Annotated in this window: 17 protein-coding genes and 1 tRNA gene; 13 read left to right on the top strand and 5 right to left on the bottom strand. The window is 72.8% G+C overall.

The genetic code is table 11. From position 1 onward, the window contains the following. Positions 1-56 precede the first annotated feature (56 nt). Positions 57-683: a ScbR family autoregulator-binding transcription factor gene (locus ACIPEQ_RS10890; protein ID WP_402715156.1), complete on the top strand. Its 627-nt coding sequence runs from the start codon at positions 57-59 to the stop codon at positions 681-683. On the opposite strand, the gene ACIPEQ_RS10885 is transcribed toward ACIPEQ_RS10890, so the two are convergent. Next, positions 670-1,098: a BLUF domain-containing protein gene (locus ACIPEQ_RS10885; RefSeq protein WP_402715155.1), complete on the bottom strand. Its 429-nt coding sequence runs from the start codon at positions 1,096-1,098 to the stop codon at positions 670-672. The genes ACIPEQ_RS10890 and ACIPEQ_RS10885 overlap by 14 nt on opposite strands. Before the next feature lie 91 nt (positions 1,099-1,189). Between ACIPEQ_RS10885 and ACIPEQ_RS10880 the strand changes: the two genes are divergently transcribed. From ACIPEQ_RS10880 to ACIPEQ_RS10870, 3 genes are read left to right on the top strand one after another with little or no spacing between them, the layout of a single operon-like run. Continuing rightward, positions 1,190-1,933 carry an MSMEG_4193 family putative phosphomutase gene (locus tag ACIPEQ_RS10880; protein ID WP_402715154.1) on the top strand — a complete coding sequence of 248 codons (744 nt, stop codon included), beginning with the start codon at positions 1,190-1,192 and terminating at the stop codon, positions 1,931-1,933. Between the two features lie 33 nt (positions 1,934-1,966). Next, a complete protein-coding gene (locus tag ACIPEQ_RS10875; protein ID WP_058749661.1) occupies positions 1,967-2,494 on the top strand; it encodes a DUF3090 domain-containing protein in 528 nt (175 codons plus the stop codon). 24 nt (positions 2,495-2,518) lie between these two features. Then, entirely contained in the window at positions 2,519-3,295 is a 777-nt protein-coding gene (locus ACIPEQ_RS10870) for an SCO1664 family protein (RefSeq protein ID WP_402715153.1), read from the top strand. A gap of 58 nt (positions 3,296-3,353) precedes the next feature. Here ACIPEQ_RS10870 and ACIPEQ_RS10865 read toward each other — a convergent pair whose 3' ends face one another. The 3 genes from ACIPEQ_RS10865 to ACIPEQ_RS10855 all read right to left on the bottom strand — a co-directional run bounded on the left by ACIPEQ_RS10865 (position 3,354) and on the right by ACIPEQ_RS10855 (position 8,202). After that, positions 3,354-5,390: a VWA domain-containing protein gene (locus ACIPEQ_RS10865; protein WP_402715152.1), complete on the bottom strand. Its 2,037-nt coding sequence runs from the start codon at positions 5,388-5,390 to the stop codon at positions 3,354-3,356. Further along, the gene (locus tag ACIPEQ_RS10860) at positions 5,383-6,798 is read right to left on the bottom strand and encodes a magnesium chelatase (protein ID WP_402715151.1); all 1,416 of its coding nucleotides are present in this window, start codon (positions 6,796-6,798) and stop codon (positions 5,383-5,385) included. The genes ACIPEQ_RS10865 and ACIPEQ_RS10860 overlap by 8 nt, the downstream gene beginning before the upstream one ends. Before the next feature lie 204 nt (positions 6,799-7,002). Beyond that, positions 7,003-8,202, bottom strand: a complete 1,200-nt coding sequence (locus ACIPEQ_RS10855) for a cobalamin-independent methionine synthase II family protein (RefSeq protein WP_250367728.1) — start codon at positions 8,200-8,202, stop codon at positions 7,003-7,005. A gap of 165 nt (positions 8,203-8,367) precedes the next feature. On the opposite strand from ACIPEQ_RS10855, the gene ACIPEQ_RS10850 reads away from it, so the two are divergent. The 4 genes from ACIPEQ_RS10850 (at position 8,368) to ACIPEQ_RS10835 (ending at position 12,149) form a co-directional block, all read left to right on the top strand. After that, entirely contained in the window at positions 8,368-9,768 is a 1,401-nt protein-coding gene (locus ACIPEQ_RS10850; RefSeq protein WP_209679638.1) for an MFS transporter, read from the top strand. A gap of 149 nt (positions 9,769-9,917) precedes the next feature. Further along, positions 9,918-10,592 carry a GntR family transcriptional regulator gene (locus ACIPEQ_RS10845; RefSeq protein ID WP_402715150.1) on the top strand — a complete coding sequence of 225 codons (675 nt, stop codon included), beginning with the start codon at positions 9,918-9,920 and terminating at the stop codon, positions 10,590-10,592. Positions 10,593-10,935: 343 nt separating this feature from the next. Beyond that, positions 10,936-11,025 (top strand) — tRNA-Ser (locus tag ACIPEQ_RS10840). 116 nt (positions 11,026-11,141) lie between these two features. After that, positions 11,142-12,149, top strand: coding sequence for a glycosyl hydrolase family 18 protein (locus tag ACIPEQ_RS10835; RefSeq protein ID WP_402715149.1), 1,008 nt, complete (start codon positions 11,142-11,144; stop codon positions 12,147-12,149). A gap of 21 nt (positions 12,150-12,170) precedes the next feature. On the opposite strand, the gene ACIPEQ_RS10830 is transcribed toward ACIPEQ_RS10835, so the two are convergent. Next, positions 12,171-13,229: a LacI family DNA-binding transcriptional regulator gene (locus ACIPEQ_RS10830; protein WP_402715148.1), complete on the bottom strand. Its 1,059-nt coding sequence runs from the start codon at positions 13,227-13,229 to the stop codon at positions 12,171-12,173. A gap of 72 nt (positions 13,230-13,301) precedes the next feature. Here ACIPEQ_RS10830 and ACIPEQ_RS10825 point away from each other — a divergent pair, with 72 nt between their 5' ends. The 5 genes from ACIPEQ_RS10825 (at position 13,302) to ACIPEQ_RS10805 (ending at position 20,442) form a co-directional block, all read left to right on the top strand. Continuing rightward, on the top strand, positions 13,302-14,507 hold the full coding sequence (locus tag ACIPEQ_RS10825; RefSeq protein WP_402715147.1) for a Gfo/Idh/MocA family protein: 1,206 nt from the start codon (positions 13,302-13,304) through the stop codon (positions 14,505-14,507). Beyond that, positions 14,504-15,538 carry a sugar phosphate isomerase/epimerase family protein gene (locus tag ACIPEQ_RS10820; RefSeq protein WP_402715146.1) on the top strand — a complete coding sequence of 345 codons (1,035 nt, stop codon included), beginning with the start codon at positions 14,504-14,506 and terminating at the stop codon, positions 15,536-15,538. The genes ACIPEQ_RS10825 and ACIPEQ_RS10820 overlap by 4 nt, the downstream gene beginning before the upstream one ends. Positions 15,539-15,728: 190 nt before the next feature. Then, positions 15,729-16,721 (top strand): AAA family ATPase, encoded by a 993-nt coding sequence (locus ACIPEQ_RS10815; RefSeq protein WP_402715145.1) that lies wholly within the window; start codon positions 15,729-15,731, stop codon positions 16,719-16,721. An 89-nt stretch (positions 16,722-16,810) separates the two neighbouring features. Further along, positions 16,811-18,052: a DUF58 domain-containing protein gene (locus ACIPEQ_RS10810; protein ID WP_402715144.1), complete on the top strand. Its 1,242-nt coding sequence runs from the start codon at positions 16,811-16,813 to the stop codon at positions 18,050-18,052. Next, positions 18,049-20,442 carry a transglutaminaseTgpA domain-containing protein gene (locus ACIPEQ_RS10805; RefSeq protein WP_402715143.1) on the top strand — a complete coding sequence of 798 codons (2,394 nt, stop codon included), beginning with the start codon at positions 18,049-18,051 and terminating at the stop codon, positions 20,440-20,442. The genes ACIPEQ_RS10810 and ACIPEQ_RS10805 overlap by 4 nt, the downstream gene beginning before the upstream one ends. Positions 20,443-20,636 lie beyond the last annotated feature (194 nt).

Raw genomic sequence — 20,636 nt, 5'->3', positions numbered from 1 at the left:
GGACTGGAGGCACGGTGCACGCCCGCACCGTGCCTCCCGTCCGTGACACTGGTCACGTGGGGAAACGTGAGCAGATCTTGGTGGCCGCGGCGGAGGAGTTCGACCGTGTCGGCTTCGCCGCCACGTCGATCGCCGCCGTCGCACGACGCGCCGGCGTCGCGCAGGGGACGCTGCACTTCCACTTCCCGACGAAGCTCGCACTCGCCCTCGGCGTGATCGACGAGCAGAACGCGCGGACCTTCGCCGAGGTGCGCCACGACGCCACCTCACCGACGGCCGCGCTGATCGGGGCGTCGAAGCAGATCGCGGACCTGCTCCGCACCGACCCGATCGTCCGCGCCGGCATCCGGCTGTCGCTCGAACGCGGCGAGTTCTCCGGCGCGACGTCGTCGTTCTACGAGCAGTGGATCGGCGGGATCGTCGACGTGTTCCGGTTCGCGATCGGCAGTGGGGAGCTGGAGACCGACCTCACCCCCGAGGAGCTCGGCGGATCGGTCGTGCCGTACTTCACCGGCGTGCAGCTGGTCGCCGAGGTGCGGAGCGGTCGCGCGGACCTCGACCCCGCCGTCGCGGTGATGTGGCGGGTGGTCGTGCAGGCGACCGCCGCTCCGGCGCACCGGGCGCGGTTGCTCGGGGTGGTCGAGGACACGTTCGTCACGACGGACGGCGTCAGCGGTCGGTGAGCTCGCGGTCGCGGAACCACTTGAGCAGCCACGCGGCGCTCGTGCCGTCGAACTCGGGAGCGAAGTCCATCGTGCCCGACAGGAACGGGCTGAAGCCGTCCTCGGTCGCGACGTCGGTCTCGTCGAGCGACCGGTAGGCCATCGACCAGCCGTCGAACCGTCGGCGCTCGATGTCCTCGCGGATCAGCGACTTCACGCCGTCGTGGCGGGGGTCGCGCGCGATCGCACCGAAGCGGTCGTCCACGCTCCACGCTGGGCCCTCGAGCAGCTGCATGAACCGCCCGCCCTTCGCCACGAGCAGCCCGGACACCCCGAGCGCCTCGTTCCGCAGCCGTGACTCGCGCAGGAGCTCGGCGAGCGCGTCGTCGTCGAAGGGCACCGCCGAGCGGCTCATGTAGACGATGGAGACGAGCACCGGACCATCTTCGTGCATGACCGGCGTGGCGCCGACCACTGTCCGCCATCCGCTTCGCGCACCGTCGGCCCGGGTGCCTAGGATCGACCGCATGGCGACCGTCCTCCTCGTCCGGCACGGACGCACCACCGCGAACGCGACCGGCGTCCTGGCGGGTCGCACCGCCGGGGTCGCCCTCGACCGGGTCGGCCGCGAACAGGCCGACCGTGCCGCCGAGCGCATCGCGCCGATCCCCCTCGCCGCGCTCGTCACGAGCCCGCTCGAGCGCTGCCGCCAGACCGCCCGTGCCCTGCTCGCCCGGCAGCAGGGCAGCCCCGACGTGCGCGTCGAACGAGCGATCACGGAAGCCGACTACGGCGACTGGCAGGGCCGCAAGCTCGCGGACCTGGCGAAGGAGCCGCTGTGGCGCACGGTCCAGGCGAACCCGAGCGCCGTGGTGTTCCCCGGCGGCGAGTCCATGCAGACCATGCAGTCCCGTGCCGTCGCCGCGATCCGGCGCATCGACGCCGAGGTCGAGGCCGAGCACGGTCCGACCGCCGTCTGGGTCGCGGTGAGCCACGGCGACATCGTGAAGTCCGTCCTCGCCGACGCCCTCGGCATGCACCTCGACCTGTTCCAACGGATCGCCGTCGGCCCGGCGTCGGTGTCGGTCGTCCGCTACGGCGAGCACCGGCCCGAGGTCGTCGCGACGAACACCGACTCGGGCGACCTGTCGTGGCTCGCTGCGGCACCGGCCCCCTCGGGCGACGCCGCGGTCGGCGGCGGAGCCGGGCACGACGGGACCCGCTCGTCCGACGGCGCGGGCGACGGTCGGCCGGGGACCGCTCGACCCTGAACGGACGGAGTCGCACGCTCCTACAATCGGGTCATGCCCACCATCGTGCACGGCTTCGACTGGCCGGAACGTCTCGTCGTCGGGACGGTCGGCCGCCCGGGCGAGCGCGCCTTCTACCTGCAGGCGCGCGACGGCAAGCGGGTGACCAGCGTCGCCCTCGAGAAGGAGCAGTCGGCGGTGCTCGCGGACAAGGTCGCCGAGCTCCTCGACGAGGTCGCGACCGTCGAGGACAACCGCTTCAGCGTCCCGCCGGCAGCGCCGTCCGAGCTGCGCGACGCCGCCCCCCTCGACCAGCCGGTGGAGCCCGAGTTCCGTGCGGGTGCCCTGAGCCTGGGGTTCGACCCGGCGACCGCGCAGGTGGTCATCGAGGCGTACCCGATCGAGGACGAACTCGAGATCGTCACCGAGACGAACGAGGACGGCGACGAGGTCGAGGCCGTCGTCGAGATGCCCGAGCCGGCCGAGGTCTTCCAGGTGAAGATCCCCGTCGGCAGCGCCCGGGCCTTCGTCGAACGCACGCGCGAGGTCGTCGCGGCAGGTCGACGCCCCGGCGACGCGTGAGCCCCGAGGAATGAGCCCCGCCGCATGAGCGACGCTGCACCCCGGTACGACGGCCCGCTGACGATCCGGGCGCGCATCCGCGAGGCGTCGAACGCCACGTTCCTCGCGGACCTCGACGGCGAGTCCGTCGTGTACAAGCCCGTCGGCGGCGAACGACCGCTGTGGGACTTCCCGGACGGCACCCTCGCCGGCCGCGAAGTGGCCGCACACCTGGTCTCCGAGGCCTTCGGGTGGGGCCTCGTACCACCCACGTGGCTCGGCGACGGCCCGTTCGGCCCCGGCATGGTCCAGCGCTGGCAGGACGTCGACCCGGAGCAGGACGCCGTCGACCTGGTGCCGACCGACGAGGCCGACGCCGAGGGCACCCCGTGGCTGCCCGTGCTCGAGGCGATCGACGAGCACGACCAGCCGGTCACGCTCGTGCACGAGGACACCGCGGCGCTCCGCCGGATGGCGGTGTTCGACGTGGTGGTGAACAACGCCGACCGCAAGGGCGGGCACGTGCTCGCCATGCCCGACGGGCACCGGTACGGCGTCGACCACGGGCTGACCTTCCACGTGGACCACAAGCTCCGCACGGTCCTGTGGGGCTGGATCGGGGAGCCGCTCGACCCCGACGAGCTCGAGGGGCTCGACCGGGTGTCCGAGGCGCTCCGGGGCGACCTCGGCGTCGCGCTGGCCGAGCACCTGACCCGCGGGGAGATCGACAACCTGCGGGCGCGTTGCGCCGCCCTGCGCGCGGTCGGGATGTTCCCGCCGCCGCCCGGGCACGGCCCCGCCGTCCCCTGGCCGCTCTTCTGACGGACGGGAGGCGCGGTACCGGCCGGCACCGCGCCTCCCGTCCGGCGGGTGGTGGCGTTCAGCCCGTCCAGTCGTCGCCGAACAGGGACGCGCCTCCGCGTCGGGCTCCGAGGTACGACCCGACCACGGCGGCCCCGAGGTCGTCGTTCTCCGGCGCGACGACCGAGCCGTCCACCCGCCGAGCCATCGCGTCGACGAACCGCGCCAACCCGGGGTCGTCACCGAGCCGGAAGAACGTCGTCTGCGCGCCGAGCCGGCCGGCGTTCTCGAGCTCGCGGACGGTCAGCGCGATCGTCACCGGGTCGGGTGGGTAGCCGAACCAGACCTGCCCGTTCGGCTCGAGGTGCGACGTCGGCTCGCCGTCGGTCACGACCAGCAGCACGGGCTGGGCCGTCGGGTGCTTCCGGAAGTGCCGGTTCGCCAGCAGCAGGGCGTGGTGCAGGTTCGTGCCCTTGTCCCACTGCGCGTCCAGGCCGACGAGCTGGTCGACGTCCATCACCTCGGCTTCGCGACCGAAGGCGATGAGCTGCAGGTCGTCCCCGCGGAACCGGGTGCTGACGAGGGTGTGGAGCGCGAGGGCGGTGCGCTTCATCGGGACCCAGCGGTCCTCCATCGCCATCGAGAACGACGTGTCGACGAGCAGCGCGACACAGGCCTGCGTCCGGGCCTCGGTCTCCTGCACCTCGACATCGTCGATCGTCAGGCGGACGCCCGCGCCGGTCCGTCCGTCGGCCGCTGTCCGGACGAGGGCGTTGGTGATCGACCGGGGGAGGTCCCACGGTTCGGTGTCGCCGAACGCCCACGGACGCGTCGCACCCGAAGGTTCACCGGACGCGCCGGACCGACGGAGGTCGCGGGCACCCTGGCGCCCCGACATCCGCTCGGCGACGTCCTTGAGCAGGCTCTTGCCGAGCTGCCGCATCGCCTTCGGGCTCAGGCGGAGCTGCCCGTCCGAGCCGCGCTTCAGGGCCCCGGAGTCCCGGAGGGCCTGCTCCAACCGCTGCAGGGTCCGGGCGTCGACCGTTGCCTCGTCCCCGAGCTGACGCTGCAGGGCATCGAGGTCGAGGTCGGCCAGGTCGGAACCCGGACCGGACTGCGCGAGCTGCTCGGCCAGGGCATCGAGGTCGGCGATGTCCTGGAAGACACCGGTGCCGTCGCCGAGCCCGAGGCCCTGCTCGCCGTCCATCCGCTCCGAGCCGCCCCAGTCCTCGCCGGGACGGAGCGCACGGAGGTTGTCGTCGAGCTGCCCGAGCTGGCCCATCAGGTCCGGCGAACCGAACGCCTGCTGCGCCAGGGCGTCGAGCTCGTCGCGCTGCGCCTGCGTCATCGAGTTCCGCATCCGCTGCGCGGCAGCGGCTCGTGCGGCGAGGTCGTCGAGCAGCTCCTCGACGTTCTTCGGGTCGGACGGGAAGTGCTGCCCGTGCTGCGCCATGAACGCGTCGAACTGCTCCTGCGTGTCGGCGCCCCGCCGGTGGTCCTCGAGCAGCTGGTTGAGGTCGCGCATCATGTCGGACACGGCCGCGCGGTCGTCGTCGCTCGCGTTCTCGAGCGCCTGCTTCATGCCGGCGAACCGCTGGTCCAGCACCTCGCGCCCGAGCAGGTCCTTGATCTCGTCGTACTTCTGCCGGGCGGTCGGGCTCTTCCAGTCGTAGCCGTTCAGCTCCTGCACGGCGCTCGCGGGCGACGGCGGCAGGCTGTCGAGCTGCATCTCGGCCAGGGCGCGGTCGCCGTCGTCGAGGTCGACGTTCCGGGCGAGCTCACCGCGCTCGGCGAGCAGGGCCTCGTCGAGGAGCTCCTTGACCTGCTGCAGGGTGCCGTCGAGGTTGTTCCGGCTGGTGAGCTCGCGCCGTCGTTCGGCGACGCGACGCATCAGGTCGTCGAGCCCGCGCTGGGTCTGGCCGCCGCGCCGGAGGAACTCGCGGAGGGCGCGCTCGGGCGAGGTGCCGCCCATGACGTCCTCGCCGATGGCGTCGAGCGCCTCGGACAGGTCGACCGGGGGAGCGAGCGGGTCCGGCCCGCCCCCGTACTTCCCGTAGGAGGCGGTCTTCCCGTACCGGGCGTCGCGGGTCAGGCGGCGGTTCTGCCGACTAGCCATAGACGGCCTCGCCGCCCCCCGACTCCTTGCTGATGCGTCGAGCGAGGAAGAGCCCCTCGAGTGCGAGCTCGATCGCACCGGCCCGCTCGCCGTCGTCCGTCGCACCGAGCCGTTCGCAGACCTGGTCGTAGACGTCCGACTCGCCGATCGAGGGCAGTCCCTCGAGGAACGCGCGGGCGCTGACCTGCTCGCCGGTGGTCACCATCGTGCCGCCGTCGAGCGCCTCGACGAGGACGCCGAAGTCGATGCCGCGGAACCGCGAGCGGACGGTCTCGGCGGTCGCGGTGCGGAGCAGGTGCTCGAGGACCTCGTCGGCACGGTCCTCTTCGCCGTTCTCGAACTCGATCTTGCCGCCGAGGACGTCGACCGCGGTCTCGAGGTCGATCGGCCGGGCGACGGGGTGCTCCTCGCCCTGCCGCGCCGCGCGGTGCACGGCTGCGGCGGAGATCGTCTCGGCCCCGGCGATGGCGAAGCGCGCGCTGACGCCGCTGCGCTGGTCGACGGCGCTGGACTGCCGGAGGGCGCGGGTGAAGCGGGCGAGGATCTCGATCAGGGCGTCGGGGACCTCCGCGGTGAGCTGGGCCTCCTGCCGGATGACCGCGACCTCGTCCGCGAGCTCGATCGGGTAGTGCGTGCGGATCTCGGCGCCGAAGCGGTCCTTCAGCGGCGTGATGATCCGGCCGCGGTTCGTGTAGTCCTCGGGGTTGGCGCTCGCGACGACGAGCACGTCGAGCGGCAGGCGCAGTACGTAGCCGCGGATCTGCACGTCGCGTTCCTCCATCACGTTGAGCATCGCGACCTGGATGCGCTCCGCGAGGTCGGGGAGCTCGTTGATCGCGACGATGCCGCGGTGGCCGCGGGGGATCAGGCCGAAGTGGATGGTCTCGGGGTCGCCGAGGCTGCGCCCTTCCGCGACCTTCATCGGGTCGACGTCGCCGATCAGGTCGGCGACGCTGGTGTCCGGCGTCGCGAGCTTCTCGACGTAGCGCTCGTCGCGGTGGACCCACGAGACCGGCAGGGCGTCGCCGAGCTCCTCGGTACGACGGATGCTCGCCGTCGTGATCGGTTCGAAGGGGTGCTCGCCGAGCTCGGACCCGGTGATCACCGGGGTCCACTCGTCGAGCAGTCCCTGCAGGGTGCGGAGCAGGCGGGTCTTCCCCTGTCCGCGTTCGCCGAGCAGCACGACGTCGTGCCCGGCGATGAGCGCGCGTTCGAGCTGGGGGATGACGGTGGTCTCGAACCCGTGCAGGCCGGGCCAGGGGTCGCGGCCCTCGCGCAGGGCCTGGAGGAGGTTGTCGCGGATCTCGGCGCGGACCGACTTCTGGACGTGCCCAGCAGCGCGGAGCTCGCCGACCGTGTGGATGTCAGGTCGGGTCACGGTCCGCACGCTACGCCCGCGCACCGACATGCGCGACGGACGGGAGGCGCGAGACGGACCCACCACGCGCCTCCCGTCCGCCTCGTGTCAGCTGACGACCGCGTCCCTGTACTGCGAGACGCCCTCGACCACGTGAGACGCCCCCGGATCCGGCGGCGTCTCGCCGCGTCGGGTGCGTCTCGTGCCGACGCCGGCGTCTCGCTGTCGAACGTGCCGGGACGGGCGGCGGGAGCGTCAGCCGAACAGGCGGCGCGACGCGATCTCGGCGCCCTCGGCGAGCACGCGCAGCTTCGCCCAGGCGACGTCCGAAGCGACGAACTCGTAGCTCGCGAACGTGGCCAGGCCGCAGTCCGTCCCCGCGACGATCCGCGTGGGGTCGCCGACGGCCTCGGCGGCCTCGACGATCCGGTTCGCGACGAGTTGCGGGTGTTCCAGGTAGTTCGTCGTCACGTCGATCACGCCGGGCACGAGCACCGCGCCGTCGGGCAGCGGCAGGTCTCGGAACGCCGGGAACTCGTGCGCGTGCCGGGGGTTGCCGAACGGGATGCTGAAGGCACCGACCTCGGCCCGGTACAGGTGGGGGAGCAGCACGTCGACCGGGACGTCGTCCTGGTGCGGGCCCTGCCAGTTGCCGTAGCAGACGTGCAGTCGCGTCTGCTCCTTCGGGATGTTCCGCAGCGCGTGGTTGAGCGCGTCGACGTGCAGGTCCACGGCGGCGAGGAACTCGTCGAGCGACGCGTCGCCGAAGTGGATGACTCGCTCCATGGCGAGGTCGGGGGCATCGAGCTGCAGGACGTGCCCCCGCGCGACGATCTCCTCGTACTCGACGCGGAGCTGTTCGGCCAGGGCGAAGACGTACTCGCGGTGGTCGCGGTAGTGCGGGTTCTCGTCGTCGAGCAGCAGGGTCGTCGCGACGATGCCGGGTGTCGCGGCCGAGATGAAGGTGCCCGCCGGGATGCGCCCGGCGGCGGCGTTGCGGGCGAGTTCGCGCTCGAAGCCGTCGAGGTCCTCGCGGATGCCAGCGCGCTCCTGGTCGTACTCGAGCAGGCCCTGGGCGAGCGGGGTGTCCCACACCCGTGCGAACTCGGCGCCCTCGTCGATCTGCCGGGCCTGGAACGCCGCGTACTCCGGGAACTTCACACTGTCGAGCGTGGGCTTCCGGTGTCCTGACCCGCCGAAGCCGGACAGCCGCTCGCGGATGTACGTGGAGAAGCCGACGCGCGGGACCTCGCCGTCGTTCACGACGTCGATCCCGGCGTCGAGCTGCGCGTCGACGGTCCGCGCGAGGACGGCGGCGGTCTCGTCACGGAGCGCCTGTTCGTCGTGGGGCTTCCCCTGGTCGCGGGCGACGAGCAGCGCGGTCAGCTCGGGCGTCCGGGGGAGGGACCCGGTGTGCGTGGTCAGGATGCGGTCGGTCGAGTTCTGCAGCGGCACGTCGGCCACGGTACCGAGGCGGACGCACACCTCGCACGACTTCCTGAATCTGTGAGGACGTAAAGCTGCGCTGGCACTGGGAACCAGCCTGGAATCTCCGGAGTACGGTCCGCTCTCGTGAGCAGTACGACGAACGGGGCGATCAAGAGCCTGGTCCCCGCCAGGATGGACAGACTGCCGTGGACGCGGTTCCACTGGAGCGTCGTGGTCGGGTTGGGGGTCTCGTGGATCCTCGACGGACTCGAGATCCAGATCGTGTCGAACGCCGGCTTCCAGGCAGACCTCGACCTGTCGACGCAGCAGGTCACCCTGCTCGGGACCATCTACCTGGTCGGACAGGTCGTCGGAGCGCTCGTCTTCGGGCGCATGTCGGACCGCCTCGGGCGTCGGAAGCTCTTCATCCTCACCCTGGCGATCTACCTGATCGGCTCGGGCATCGCGGGCCTGGCGCAGGACTTCTGGTTCCTCGCGGCGTTCCGGTTCGTCGCGGGCCTCGGCATCGGCGGTGAGTACGCGGCGATCAACTCCGCGATCGACGAGCTCATCCCGTCGAAGTACCGCGGTCACGTGGACATCGCGATCAACGGCACGTACTGGGGCGGGGCGGCGCTCGGCGCCTTCGCCAACATCTACCTGCTCGACACGTCGATCTTCGCCGAGAACATCGGGTGGCGCATCGGGTTCTTCCTCGGCCCGGTGCTCGGCATCGCGATCATCTTCCTGCGGCGGCACATCCCGGAGAGCCCACGGTGGCTCATGACGCACGGGCGCGAGGAGGAGGCCGAGCGCACGGTCTCCGAGATCGAGGCCTCGGTCGAGAAGTCGACCGGACACCGGTTGCCCGACGTCGACCAGTCGAAGGCCATGACCGTCACGCCGCTCGACAAGGTCGGATTCCTGACGATCGCCAAGGTGCTGCTCAAGCAGTACCCGACCCGCACCCTGGTGGGCGCGACGATGATGATCACGCAGGCGTTCCTCTACAACGCGATCTTCTTCACGTACGCCCTGGTGCTCACGAACTTCTTCGGTCTGAAGACCGCCGAGACGGCCGTCTACTTCTTCCCGTTCGCCATCGGCAACCTGCTGGGGCCGATCGTGCTCGGCCGGTTCTTCGACACCTGGGGTCGGCGGCAGATGATCTTCCTGACGTACCTGGTGTCCGGGCTCGTCCTGGCGACCTCGGCGTTCCTGTTCCGTGCGGATGCGATCAGCGCCACCGTGCAGGTCGTGTTCTGGTGCGTCTCCTTCTTCTTCGCCTCGGCCGGGGCGTCGAGCGCGTACCTCACCGTGAGCGAGATCTTCCCGCTCGAGCTGCGGTCGCAGGCGATCTCGTACTTCTTCGCGCTGGCGCAGATCTTCGGTGCGGTCGCGCCCGCGATCTACGGCGCGTTCATCGGGGACGGGTCGTCGCGCGAACCGCTCTTCTGGGGGTACCTGCTCGGTTCGGCAGTGATGATCGCCGGTGGGGTCGTCGCGTTGATCTTCGGGGTCGACGCGGCGCGCAAGGGCCTGGAGGACATCACCCAACCGTTGTCCGTGCTCACCGGCGAGTCCAAGAAGTAAGATTTCGTATACGTGATGTTTAGCGCCGAGGCCCTCCCGCTGGGAGGGTCTCGGCATGTCACTCCTCCACATCCCGACACCGACCGGATCGTTCCACCGGTCGCCCGCCCCCGGAACCCCCGGTGGTCGTCGTGCGTGACCCTGGGGCGATGGATCGGTCATCGTCCTCGGGGAACGACCGGGTCCCCGACCCGAACGGCATCCGGCGCAGCCTGCTGCGGGACGCCGTCTTCCTCAAGCTGCTCGAGAACGTCCTGCGCGGGGTCTACCGGCGGGGGCAGCGGCTCCGGCTCGACGACATCGCCCGCGACATGCAGGTCTCGCGGACGCCTGTGCGCGAAGCGCTCGTCCCGCTCGAGTCGCTGCGGCTCGTCAGCGTGCAACGGTACGTCGGGGTCATGGTCGCGCCCTGGTCCGTCGGTCAGATGGTCGAGCGGCTCCGGGTCGCTCGGGCGATGATCGCCGATCCCGCGCCCGGGTGCCAGGGTGTCGACGAGCCCTTCGATGCGCACGTGCTCCGGTCCTGCATGACGGAGGCCGGAGCGCTCGTCGAGCTCGGCGCCTGGTACCTGCGACGGCGCGGTGCGATCGTCAGTGCCGACTGGCTCGCGGCGCAGCGCGCCGTGCTCGACACGTTCTTCACCGACGACGTCGCCGTGGCGAACGGGATCGACGCCGTCGTCGGGCGGCGCGCTCGGGTGCAACAGGTCGAGCGGGCTGCCGCTGCGGCGGAGCGAGGACAACTCGACCTGTGCGCGTCCGAGCTCCTGGGGTTGGCCGAGGACCTCATCGCGTTGCCGGACCGGTTCCGCTCGGCTGCCTGAGGTGTGGCGAGGGCAGCGCACGGCGACGAGCACCCAGAGCGGGGCGCGGACCGGGTCCGCGCCCCTCGACCGTCCCCGTCCGGGCCGCCGCGATGGAGTGCGTCGGGCTCGGCAGAAGGGGGGATGGTGTCTGGTGCTGTGTCGCGGCGACAGGGGAGGTGACGCCCCCGGAACGTGATGTCCGCGTCCCGTCGATGCTAGGCGTCGGGGTACGACCCGACAACCCCCACCTGTCCCCACTTCAGGGGACCCGGCGATCGAGCCGAGATGATCGTGTCGTCGCGTGAGGTCGAGAGGACGCTCGTCCTCCTGTATGGTGGGACACGCGCTCGCGAGAGCGCACGGAGACGTCGCATAGTCCGGCCGAGTGCACCACCCTGCTAAGGTGGAGTCCCCTTTGAGGGGACCGAGGGTTCAAATCCCTCCGTCTCCGCACTGAACAGAACCCCCGCCACCGGCGGGGGTTCTGTCGTTCCGGCACGGTGCGCCCGAGCTCTCGGCGAGCGCGGTGCCTCGGCGGCGTCTCGGCCTGCCCGTTACCGTTGGCCCGTGCTCCGCTCGTCCGCCCGCTCCGTCGTCGTCGTCGCCCTGGTCGTGACCGCCACCGCGCTCACCGGCTGCGCCGACACGTCCGCTGTCCACGGTCCCGCGGTCGAGGCGTACGTCGAGCCGGGATCGCCGACGGCCGCCATCCGGGTGCGCGCCGCCGCCGAGCGGGCGGGCACGATCGGCATCGACGGTGTCACGCTCACCGCAGACGGGCAGGGTCTCGCACCACTGCCCGACGGCGTCGACCGACTCGCCCGTGCTGCGGCCCGCGGGGGTGCTCGACCGGAGCTCCTCGTCAGCAACTACTCCGAGACGCTCGGGGACTTCTCGCCGGAGACCGCCTCGGCGCTGCTGGCCGACCCGGTCGCCCGCGAACGGGTCGCCCGGGAGCTGGCGGCGCTGGCTCACGACCACGACTGCACCGGCGTGCAGATCGACCTCGAATCGCTGCGCGACCGTGACCGCGCGGGACTCGTCGCCTTCGCGGCTGCACTCGACGACGCGGTGCACGACGAGCTCGGCGCCGGAGCCCCGGTGTCGATGGCGGTGATGGCGTCCACCTCGGCGGCGGGCTTCCAGGACACCGGGTACGACCTCGGTCGGCTCGCGGAGCACGTCGACCGGTTCGTGCTGATGACCTACGACCAGCACGGTCCCTGGAGCGCGCCCGGCACGATCGGAGCGCTGCCGTGGGCACAGCGGGTCGTCGAGGCGGCCGAGCACGAGGGGCTGGACGCCGACCGCATCGACCTCGGCGTCGCCGGGTACGGGTACCTGTGGGGCGGACCGGACGCCGGGCAGGTGTCGCCGGCGCACGCCCGAGCCCTGGCCGGCCGTGCCGCGCGGTGGTCGGAACGGGCAGGGGAGTGGTCGGCGACCCTCGGTGACGGCCGCGAGCTGTACTGGTCGGACGCGCGCTCCTACCGGGCGCGCGTCACGCTGGCACAGCGGCTCGGACTGCACGGCGTGGCGTTCTGGTCACTGACGACCGAGGCCCTGCCGCGCTGACGACGGGTGCCCGTCGGGCTGCTACCCGTGCCGCTGGGTGCGGGGCGGCGCGGTCGTCGAACGGACGATCAAGGTCGGCGGCACGAGGGTCCGCTCCGGTGCCTCGTGCCCCCGCGGAGCGCCGATCAGTGACACGAGCCGCTCCGCCGCGAGTCGTCCGACCTCGTCGTTGTGCGGGTCGACGGTGGTCAGGCGGACGAGTGGGGACGATGCGAGCGGGGTCTCGTCGTTCCCGACCACCGACACGTCCTCGGGCACGCGGAGTCCGGCGTCGCGCACCGCGGCGATCGCGCCCATCGCCATGACGTCGTTCGCGGCGAACACCGCGGTGGTCTCGGGGTGCTCCGCCAGCGCCTGCCTGGTGCCCTGGTACCCGGTCGACTCGGCGGTGGCACCGCTCCCGTACACGAGCGGTGCAGCACCCGCGGCGACCATGCGCTCGACGGCAGCTGCGCGCCGGGCCGCAGCCGGGCCTCCCGAGCCGGTGACGTGGACGATGTGGCGGTGCCCGAGCGACAGCAGGTGCTCGGTCGCGAGGCGACCACCGGCGGCCTCGTCCGAGGCGACGACGTCCAGTCCGCGCGGGACCGCCGCCCGCTCGCCGGCGACGACGACCGGGGTGTCGGTCGGTACCGCGGTGCCGGCGGTGCCCTCGGCGGCGAGCACGACGCCGTCGACGCGGAGTGCCAGGAGGTCGTCGAGCGGCGACGAGCCGAGGTGCGCGTTCGCCTGCGTGTCCGCCAGGGTCAGCCGGAGCCCGTGCGGGGCCAGTGCCGCACGGACGCCCTCGAGCATGGGCACGAACCAGGGGTTGCGGAAGTCGTCCACGACGACGCCGACCGTGCGCGTGCGGGTCCCGGCGAGGATCGCGGCGGCGCGGTTCGGCCGGTAGCCGAGGTCCTCCGCGGCGGCGAGCACGGCTGCTCGACGAGCGGGCGACACCCCCGGGTCGTCGCGCAGCACCATCGACACGAGCGACTTCGACACCCCGGCGCGTGCGGCGACGTCGACGATCGTCGGCGGGCGGTGCGGCACGGGGTCCTCCGGGCGGGATCGCGAGATCGGGGCTTGACAGGACATGGCCTGCGGTCGCTACAGTCTAGTGCGCTCTGGAACGTTCCAGAGACCCACTCGTCTCGAAGGAGAGCACGCATGGTCGACAGCATCGGCGTCGCCGTCATCGGCGCCGGCATGGCGGGGAAGGCGCACGCTGCCGCGTGGCGCAACGCCCCGTCCCTCTTCGCACCCACCCTGCCGCCCGTGCGGCTCGTCTCGGTGTGCGACGCGTACGAGCCCGTGGCCGAGGAGTCCGCGCGACGCTTCGGCTACGAGCGCCACGACACCGACTGGCGAGCGGTCGCCGCGGCGGACGACGTCGACGTCGTCAGCGTGGTCGTCGCGAACCACCTGCACCGCGAGGTCGTCGAGGGGTTGCTCGCGGCGGGCAAGCACGTGCTGTGCGAGAAGCCGTTGTCGGACTCGCTCGACGACGCCCGAGCGATGGCCGTCGCTGCCGACCGCGCCGCGGAACGCGGGGTCTTCGGGAGGATCGGGTTCACCTACCGCCGCGCGCCCGGCCTCGCCGCGATCCGGGAACTCGTGACCGACGGCACGCTGGGACGGGTCCTGCACCTCTCGGGCCGGTACTGGACCGACTACGGAGCCTCGCCCGACGTCCCGGTCTCGTGGCGCTTCACCGGTGCAGCCGGTACGGGGGCGCTCGCCGACGTCGGCTCCCACCTGACGTACGTCGCCGAGTTCCTCGCCGGACCGGTGCGGAGCGTCTCCGGCGGGACCTTCACCACGGCGGTCACCGAGCGGCCGGTCGCGGCCGGCTTCGCGCTGCGCGGGCAGGACGTGCCGCTGACCGGCGAGCGGGCCGTCGTGGAGAACGACGACCACGCCACGTTCTCGGCGCGGTTCGGCGACGGCTCCGTCGTCGGGTCGCTCGACGTGTCACGGGTCGCGACCGGCCACCCGAACGGCCTCGTGGTCGAGGTGTCCTGCGAGCGCGGCGCGGCACGCTGGGACCAGGAGCGTCCGTCCGAGATCGGTCTCGCACTGCGGTCCGACGGCTCGCGGACCGGCGGGTTCCGCCAGGTGGTGCTCGGGCCGGACCACCCCTACGTCGCCGGTGGCATGGCGATGGACGCACCCGGAGTCGGGTGGGGACAGAACCAGGTGTTCGAGTACCAGGCACGCGCGTTCCTCGACGAGGTCGCGGGCGTCGACGCTCCGTTGCCGCCGAACGCGACGTTCCACGACGGTGTCCACAACATGGAGGTCCTCGACGCGGTGGCACGCTCCGCGGCAGCCGACGGTGCGACGCAGACCGTCGCCGAGGCGGTGCACGCATGAAGCTGGGCCTGTACGACGCGATCTTCCACGACCGACCCCTCGCCGACGCGATCCACGCGACGGCCGCGAACGGCCTGAGCGGCATCGAGCTGAACACCGGCGGGTTCCTGCCCCCGGTGCACGTCCCCGACATCGACGCGATCCTGGTCGACGACGACGCCCGCGACGCGTTCCTCGCGCAGTTCGCGGGCACGGGCGTCGCGATCGCCGGGCTCAACTGCAACGGCAACCCGCTGCACCCCGACCCGGCGATCGGGCCCGCCCACGCCGAGGACGTGCGGCGCAGCATCCGCCTGGCTGCCCGGCTCGGGCAGACGCGCGTCGTGACGATGTCCGGTCTGCCGGCGGGAGAACCCGGCGGGAGTCGCCCGAACTGGGTCGTGAACGCGTGGAACTCGGCGGCGCTCGACGTCCTCGAGCACCAGTGGAGCGTGGCCGTGCCGTTCTGGCAGGAGATCGACGCGCTCGCCCGGGAGCACGGCGTGCGGGTCGCGCTCGAGCTGCACCCGCAGAACCTCGTGTTCAACGTCGCGACGATCCGCGAACTCGTCGAGCGCGGCGGCCTCACGAACGTGGGCGTCGAGCTGGACGCCTCGCACCTCTTCTGGCAGCAGATGGACCCGGTCGCGGTGGTCCGCGAGCTCGGGCCGCTCGTCGTCCACGCGGCCGCGAAGGACGTCCGGATCAACCCGACGGCGGCACTCAACGGCGTGCTCGACAACTCGTTCCGCCGGCTGTCCCCGGACGAGCCGCGCACGAACCTCGGCGGCGACGAGTGGGCGAACGCGTGGCCGTCGCCGTCGTCGTGGGACTTCGTGGCACTGGGCAAGGGACACCCGACCGAGTACTGGACGGAGTTCCTCCGCGCGCTGCACGAGGTCGACCCCGAGATGCTCGTGAACATCGAGCACGAGGACACCGAGCTCGGGCGCGAGGAAGGGGTCGCGGTCGCAGCGGAGGTGCTGCTGGCCGCCGAGGCAGCGCGCGTCGCGGCGGACGGACCGACGCCGGACGGCGACCCCGCGTCCTGAGGTGACGGTCCGGCGGACGGGAGGCACGGTGCGGGCCCGCACCGCGCCTCCCGTCCGTCGTCCGGGTGCCACCACGGCGCGTGGTGCGGACGGCAGTGTGCCTTCCGGATGATCGGTGACGCATCCTCCGGTGCCTGTCACCGCGCCGTTGTAGCATGCACGACACCTGTCCCGAGACGAGGAGGCCTGCGTGCCGGACCAGACCGACCGAGCCTTCCCGATCGAGCACGTACGGGCGGTGGGCGACGACGTCGTCGCGGCCGTCTCCACCGTGGTGGACGGCAAGGTCGACGCGATCCGCACCGCCTTCACGGTGATGCTCGCCGAGGGGCACCTGCTCGTCGAGGACGTCCCGGGCGTGGGCAAGACCGTGCTCGCCAAGGCGCTCGGTGCCTCGGTCGGCGGGACGGTGAACCGCATCCAGTTCACCTCGGACATGCTGCCCTCCGACGTCACCGGCGTGAACATCTACGACCAGTCGTCGGGCACCTTCCGGTTCTCGCCCGGACCGGTGTTCGCCAACGTCGTCATCGGCGACGAGATCAACCGCACCAGCCCGAAGACCCAGTCGGCCCTGCTCGAGGCGATGGCCGAGGCGCAGGTCACCGTCGACGGCGTGACGCGGCCGCTCGAGTCGCCGTTCATGATCGTGGCCACGCAGAACCCCATCGACATGGAGGGCACCTACCCGCTGCCCGAGGCCCAGCGCGACCGCTTCATGGCCCGCATCGCGATGGGGTACCCGAGCGCCGACGCCGAGCGCCAGATGCTCGCCGCGCGCGGGACCCGTGACCCGCTGTCGTCGCTCCGACCGATCGTCGACGTCCAGACGCTGCGGGCGATCGTGCACGCGGTGCGCGGGGTGCACCTGGCACCCGACGTCGAGGCGTACATCGTCGCGATCGTCCGTGCGACCCGGTCGCACCCGGACCTCGTGCTCGGCGCGAGCCCGCGAGCGACCCTCCACCTGGCCCAGGCCGCCCGTGCCCACGCCGCGCTGCTCGGCCGCCCGTTCGTCACGCCCGACGACGTCGCCCACCTCGCCCCGCTGATCCTGTCCCACCGGCTCGTCCCGGTCGCCCGCGGGCTCGGCGGCGGCGCCGAGGACACTGCGCGCGACGTGGTCGTCCGGATCGTGTCCGACACCGCCGTGCCCTTCGCCTCGGCCGCCGTCCGCTCCTGATGCCCGACGGCGGAGGGCCCTCGACGACCGCGCTGCGGGCCGGCGCGGTTCGGTCGTGGGTGCTCCGGACCGGCCGACGCGGTGCAGCGATGCTCCGGCGCACGCCGTTCCCGCGGCCGACCGCCCGGGGGTGGACGGTGCTCGGGTCGGGCGTCGCCCTGGTCGGCGGCGGTCTCGTCGCCACGACGAGCATCGCCGTCTCCGCCGGCCTCCTGCTGCTCGTGCTGCTCGTGCTCGGGATCGTGATGGCGCTCGTCGTCGCCGCACCGCTGCGGGCCACCCGGACGACGGCCCGTGCGGTCGTCCAGGTCGGCGAGGTCCACCGCGAACGGATCACGCTGCGGGGGACCTCGTTGCCGATCGGACCGCGGACGACGCTGCTCGTGCGCGAGCAGCTCGAGGACGCCCTCGCGAGCGTGTCCGACGCCGAGACGTACGCGTTGGTCGGTCCGAACGAGCCGCCGGCGGTGCTCGACGTCGAGGCCCTGGCGATGCACCGCGGGCGCACCCTGGTCGGCCCGGTGACCATCCGTGTCGAGGACCCGTTCGGGCTGCTGCGCATCGACCGCCCGGTCGTCCCCGCCGAGGAGCTCGTGGTCGTGCCCGCCTCCACCACGCTCGGCGCGATCGACACCGGGGCGCTCGCGGGTGCCGTGTCGGCGGACGAGGGCCGTGTCGGCCAGGGCGGCTCCGCCGACGACAGCGAGCTCCGGCCCTACCGGCAGGGCGACCCGATCCGTCGCGTGCACTGGGCCCAGAGCGCCCGACGCGGTGAGCTCCACGTCCGCCAGACCACCCAGGCGCAACCGCCGGAGGCCGTCATCGCGATCGACGTCCGACGCGAGTCCTACCAGGCGCTCGGCCGCGACGACCTCGCCGAGCTCAGCGACCTCGGTGGCGACGCCGCGTTCGAGCACGCGGTCGTCGTCGCCGCGAGCGTCGCCCGGGCACTCAGTGCGCGGACCTCGCGCGTGGTGCTCGTGAGCGACGACACCCCGCGGGCCGATCGGCACACCGGCGACGTCGGCAGCCTGACCGACGTGCTGGTCGGGCTCGCCGACGTCCGGGTCCGCTCGGACGCCCGTCCCGTCACCGAGGTCCTGCCCGAGGTCCACGGCCGCGACGTCCACGGCATGACCGCCGTCGTCACCGGCCGGTGCACCGCCGAGCAGGCCGCCGAGCTCGTCGCCGCGACGAGCGGATCGAGCCGCGGCATCCTCGCTACGATCGTGCCGCCGGACCCCGTGGTGCGCGGCATCCTCGACCGCGCCGGCTGGCGGACCCTCGTCGTGCCGGTCGCCGGTACCCGGTCGCAGGGGAGCGCCCGGTGAGCGGGGGACACCCGGTGAGCGGGGGACGTCCGGCGGGCGGGACCGCGATCGCCGACCGCTCCCGCACGCCCGCCGGCTCCGAACGCCCCGGACGTCCGGCCGAGCGGCCCGACGCCCCGGCCCCGTGGGTCGTCGCCCTCGCGCCGCTGCCCGTGCTGATCGCGGCGCTCTCGATGCGACCGCTCGTGCAGGGCACCGCCTGGTGGGTGTCCGGTGTCGTCTTCGCCGCGGTGCTCGTCGCCGTCGTGCTCGCCGTCCGCCGACGCGCTCCGGGCGTGCGCTTCATCGCCCTGGTCGTCGCACTGGTGGTCGGGTCCTGCGTCGCCGCCGTCGCGAACGACGTGCACCCGCTCGGCTGGCTCGACCGCGAGGGCGCCCTCGGCGAGGCGCTCGCCGCCATCCGGCTCAACCCCGCGCCGCTGCCGCAGACCGACGCGATCCGACTGATCGTGACGATCGCGATCGGCTGGGTCGCCGGGGTGTCCCTGTTCCTGGCCGCGATCGCCCCGACCGTCGCGCTCGCCGCCGTGCCCGCGCTCGTCGTGCTCATCGTGCCCGGTGTCGTGACGGGGGAGCCCGCGTCGCCCGTGCTCGTCGTCCTGGTGGGCGTCGCGTTCCTCGGGCTCCTGTGGCTGTCCGTCCGACCGGTGCAACGGGCGTTCCCCGCCGCCGTGGTGGGTGCCATCGGGCTCGTCGTCGCCGTCGGGCTCCCGGTGCTCGTCCCGATCAACGCCAGCTGGTTGTCCGGGGTGACCGGTGCGCTGCAGGCCCCGATCCAGCCGGGTCGTCCCGGCACCCTGCTCGAACTCGGCCGTGACCTGCGCCAGCCGAACGAGCTCGAGGTGTTCCGCTACCGCACCGCCGACGGGCAGCCGGAGTACCTCAAGCTCGCCGACCTCGACGAGTTCGGCACCGGCGACTGGGTACCGACGGTCACCGATGCCACCGACGCGGAGACCGCGGACCGGCAGCAGTGGGCGGTCGGCATCAACCCCCGCCTGGCGAGCCGCGGCGACCTGACGGTGCAGATCACCGGGCTGTCGAGCAACTACCTGCCCGTGCCCGGCGGAGCCGCTTCGGTCGAGTCGCAGTCGACGAACCTCGACCTGTCGCAGTGGCGCTGGATGGGGGACTCGAACACCGTCCGGTCGACCGGCCCCGTGACCCAGCGCGGTTCGACGTACCAGGTGTTCGGCGCCTCCACCTGGTCGGGTGAGTACCTCGACGCGATCGCCGCGAGCGGGATCCTCGGGCGTACCGACGGTCGGGGCTTCACCGCGCCGAGCGACGCCCAGCTCCGTACCGACCTGGCGTTGCCGAAGGACCTCCCGCGCGACATCCGGCAGGCCGCGCAGCGGGTGGCCGGTGGCCTGCCGAACGACTACGCCCGGGCACGTGCCCTGGAGCAGTGGTTCCGGAGCGACCTGTTCACCTACTCGGAGACCGCCCCGGTCGAGCAGGGCTACGACGGCGACAGCATGGACGTGATCGACACGTTCCTGCGCGTCCGGCAGGGGTACTGCGTGCACTTCGCGTCGTCGATGGCGGTGATGGCCCGCACGCTCGGGATCCCGTCACGCATCGCGGTCGGGTACCGGGCCAGCAGCGACCAGACCGAGGACGGCGAGTACACGGTCTCGAACCGCCAGCTGCACTCGTGGCCCGAGCTGTACATCCGTGGCGCCGGATGGGTGTCCTTCGAACCGACCCCGAGCTCGGACGCCGCTGCCCAGGCAGGCACCGAGTCGTCGGCGGCCCCGGCTCCGGCGCCGTCGGAGACACCGCTGCCGGCCCCGGGCGAGACGGCTCCCGCCGAGGCCTCGCTGACCCCGACCCCCTCGGCCTCGACCGAGCCGGGAGCGGCCGCCACGACGGGCGGCTCCACCGGCCCGGGTGCCGCCGGCCTGGCCGTCGGTCTGCTGCTCCTGCTCGCCGTGCTCGTCGCGCCCGGCGTCGTCCGGGTCGTCCGCCGACGTCGTCGGGTCGCCGCTGTCCGCGCCGGACGCTCGCCCGCCCTGCAGGCCTGGCGCGAGGTGCTCGACGACGTCGCCGACCACGGGTACGCACCGGGGCTCGCACCGCCGGGTGACGCCGCCGCCGCAGCCCGGACGGCGCGCGCCGTGCTCGGGCGTCTCGCCGGGATCGTGCCCGTCACCGTCCTCCCGCACCTGACGCGCATCGTGGACGCGGTCGACCTCGAGCGCTTCGCCGCGGAGGGCGCGGCTGGTGTGGACACCGAAGCGCTCCGACGGGCCGTCCTGGAGGCTCGGGTCGCCCTCGACGCGTCCGTCCCGCGGGCGCGCGTGGCCCGGTCGCGCCTGTTCCCGCCGAGCTTGCTGCCCTCGTCCGCCTGGTCGCACGAGGGGCGGCGGAGCCGCCGTGCGGCGTAGCCGCCGCGAGCCGGCGGTGCCGGCCCGGCCGGCGTGCGGCGCACGCGCGCTGCGGCGGCGCTGGCACCGGCCCCGGCCTGTGCGCCGCGTTGTGTCGCAGGCGTGCGCACAACCGGGAGCACGTCGCGCCGCGGAATCACGTGGCGCGACGTGCTTCCGGTTGTGCGGACGGCCGCTGGCGCGGCGCGCCGCCC

The organism is Curtobacterium sp. NPDC087080, assembly GCF_044745105.1.
In the GTDB taxonomy this organism is placed as follows: Bacteria; Actinomycetota; Actinomycetes; order Actinomycetales; family Microbacteriaceae; genus Curtobacterium.
The sequence above is the reverse complement of the archived record's forward strand: the minus strand, read 5'-3'. Positions and strand labels throughout refer to the sequence as shown.

Coding starts and splice junctions, on each gene's coding strand:
- ACIPEQ_RS10880 (WP_402715154.1), top strand. CDS start 1,190: ATGGCGACCGTCCTCCTCGTCCGGCACGGACGCACCACCGCGAACGCG.
- ACIPEQ_RS10875 (WP_058749661.1), top strand. CDS start 1,967: ATGCCCACCATCGTGCACGGCTTCGACTGGCCGGAACGTCTCGTCGTC.
- ACIPEQ_RS10870 (WP_402715153.1), top strand. CDS start 2,519: ATGAGCGACGCTGCACCCCGGTACGACGGCCCGCTGACGATCCGGGCG.
- ACIPEQ_RS10865 (WP_402715152.1), bottom strand. CDS start 5,390: ATGGCTAGTCGGCAGAACCGCCGCCTGACCCGCGACGCCCGGTACGGG.
- ACIPEQ_RS10860 (WP_402715151.1), bottom strand. CDS start 6,798: ATGTCGGTGCGCGGGCGTAGCGTGCGGACCGTGACCCGACCTGACATC.
- ACIPEQ_RS10850 (WP_209679638.1), top strand. CDS start 8,368: ATGGACAGACTGCCGTGGACGCGGTTCCACTGGAGCGTCGTGGTCGGG.
- ACIPEQ_RS10845 (WP_402715150.1), top strand. CDS start 9,918: ATGGATCGGTCATCGTCCTCGGGGAACGACCGGGTCCCCGACCCGAAC.
- ACIPEQ_RS10830 (WP_402715148.1), bottom strand. CDS start 13,229: ATGTCCTGTCAAGCCCCGATCTCGCGATCCCGCCCGGAGGACCCCGTG.
- ACIPEQ_RS10825 (WP_402715147.1), top strand. CDS start 13,302: ATGGTCGACAGCATCGGCGTCGCCGTCATCGGCGCCGGCATGGCGGGG.
- ACIPEQ_RS10820 (WP_402715146.1), top strand. CDS start 14,504: ATGAAGCTGGGCCTGTACGACGCGATCTTCCACGACCGACCCCTCGCC.
- ACIPEQ_RS10810 (WP_402715144.1), top strand. CDS start 16,811: ATGCTCCGGCGCACGCCGTTCCCGCGGCCGACCGCCCGGGGGTGGACG.